General features: G+C 62.0%; 3 protein-coding genes. 1 reads left to right on the top strand and 2 read right to left on the bottom strand.

Annotated elements, in window-relative coordinates:
• Positions 1-64: 64 nt before the first annotated feature.
• Together NW820_RS06875 and NW820_RS06870 are read right to left on the bottom strand one after the other, a co-directional pair.
• Complete coding sequence (locus tag NW820_RS06875; protein ID WP_414407059.1) at positions 65-529, bottom strand: FKBP-type peptidyl-prolyl cis-trans isomerase; 465 nt, start codon at positions 527-529, stop codon at positions 65-67.
• 59 nt (positions 530-588) lie between these two features.
• The gene (locus NW820_RS06870; protein WP_238376855.1) at positions 589-1,248 is read right to left on the bottom strand and encodes a hypothetical protein; all 660 of its coding nucleotides are present in this window, start codon (positions 1,246-1,248) and stop codon (positions 589-591) included.
• Between the two features lie 97 nt (positions 1,249-1,345).
• Here NW820_RS06870 and NW820_RS06865 point away from each other — a divergent pair.
• Positions 1,346-2,200 (top strand): cobalt-precorrin 5A hydrolase (locus NW820_RS06865; RefSeq protein ID WP_414407058.1); only part of this gene is annotated, 855 nt, incomplete at its 3' end.

Raw genomic sequence — 2,200 nt, 5'->3', positions numbered from 1 at the left:
ATACATTATTTTCAGTATAGTTGAGCTTATTATTGACTAGAGTCATGCTCTGCAAGATCTGAATCTACTGGATGGCCAGGAGCTCCACTTCAAAATCCAAGGTGGCGTTGGGGGGGATCACCCCGCCTGCCCCGCGGCTGCCATAGGCCAACTCCGGCGGAATGCGCAAGTACCGCTTGCCCCCCACTCGCATGGTGGCCAGCCCTTCCTCCCAGCCACGGATCACCTGCCCTACTCCGTAGGTGAAGACAAAAGGCTGATTGCGCTTGTAGGAGCTATCGAAGATGGTGCCATCCTGTAGCTTGCCCACGTAGTTGACCACCACCGTTTGCCCCGGCTGAGGCGAAGGCCCACTGCCTTGAGTGATGTCGTAGTATTGCAATCCCGACTCGGTGGTGATGAAGTCCTTGGCTGGGGATTGCACGCTCACCACCGGATTGTCTTTGGCCCGCGACAGAGCCACGGCCGGCTGGCCGCCCCACACCCCGAGCCACAGCAAACACAGCACCAGCAGCAGCACCCGTTTCATCGTTGGCATCCCCCCGCCGCCGACTTTTGGCTTTCCTTTAACAATCTTAGGGGATCCCGTCAGCCTTTCAGTTCGGCAAATTCGATAATCTGACCCTGGTGATCCCGCACCCAAAAGACGAAGGGCTTCTCGGAGCGAATGCTGTTGCGGATCCCTTGTTTGTTGATTCGCTTCAGAAGGGCCTTAAGGGACTCCCGCTCATAGCTGACATGGCGATAGCGAACGCCGCTGCTGCGGCCCGCTGCCGGTACAGTCCCGTAAGCAGAAGCAGATGAGGAGCTAGGCCTAGAGGCGTTGCCGTAGGAACCGGACCCCGCATAGGGATCTGTAGAGCCAGGGATCACGTGCAATTGAACATTGTCGGAGAGTTGGTACCAAAGTCCGGGGGTATCCAATTGGGTGGGCCCAGAGGTGGGACGGGCTTTGGCATCGAAGCGGGGACTGAGGCCAATATCCCCTGGAAAGTAAGCGGATCCTAGGCTGTAGCCGACCATGCTCTGCTCGTAGCCGTAGTAGTACTGCAGGGGCAGCTCCGCTTCCGGCAGTTTCAACACCTTCTCGTAAAACCCTCTGGCCTGCTCCAAGTCCGGCACGATGATGGTGTGGACGCGGGGAGCGCCGCTTAAGAATGTCCACATGGCCCCCCCATAGGCCGATAGCAGCAAAAACATCAGCCCCTTCGTGGAGAGCAAAACCTCCAGGGGGATTAGGGGCAGCATCAGTCCAGGTGGGATGACCATCGGCACTTGTCCCTTCGCGGGTGGCTCTATGTCCAGTATAGGATCCGGGGAGAATCCTGGCCTTGGCCCACGCTCGATGAAGCTTGCTCTGTTTGCCCCCAGCCCGCGCGCCCGCCGGTTGGCCAACTCCCTGATCCCCCTCCTAGGCAAGGAGGTGAGCTGCTGGAGCAAAGCTGACCCGCAGGGGCTGCCCTCCCCCTGGCAGGCTTACGGGGATCCCAAGGATCCCACAGCGCCAGGCTCCCTAGCAGAAGCCGTTGCCCAAACCTGGCCCCAGGTGCAGGGCTGTCTCTTCATCTTGGCCGCAGGGTCGGTGGTGCGGCTCATTGCCCCCCTCTTGCAGGACAAGCAGCGGGATCCAGCGGTGGTGGTGGTGGACGAAGCCGGTCGCTGGGCTATTAGCCTGTGCGGGGGACATGTGGGGGGGGCCGATGCCCTGGCGCGGCAGGTGGCCGCTACCTTGGGAGCCCAGCCGGTTCTCACCTCTGCTTCCGAGGGGCTGGGGATCCCGCCTTTGGATTTGCTGGGGGATCCCTACGGCTGGCGGCGGGGCGCTGGAGATTGGAACGGGGTGGCAGCCGCCTTGACGCGGGGAGAGCCGGTGGCCGTTCACCAGACCTGCGGCACGCGGCTTTGGCGACAAGCTTGGCCGGCAGATCATCCCCTAGTGGCCTCCTCTCCTCCCCATCCCGTTGCCCAGATCTGGATTGGGGAATACCTCTCCCCTCCCACGGGGATCCCGACAGTGCACTGGCATCCGCGGGTGCTGTGGGTGGGGGTGGGCTGCGAGCGGGGCACCACCCGCGCTTGGCTAGAGGGATCCCTGCGCCGCCTGCTGCAGGCCCATGGGCTGGCGTTCGAGGCCATTGCCGGCTTGGCCACCTTGGAGCTGAAGCAAAACGAGCCAGGTCTTCTGGAGCTGGCCCAAGCC

This window comes from Synechococcus sp. R55.7 (assembly GCF_047461955.1).
Classification (GTDB): domain Bacteria; phylum Cyanobacteriota; class Cyanobacteriia; order Thermostichales; family Thermostichaceae; genus Thermostichus.
This window is presented reverse-complemented; position numbering and strand designations above follow the sequence as displayed.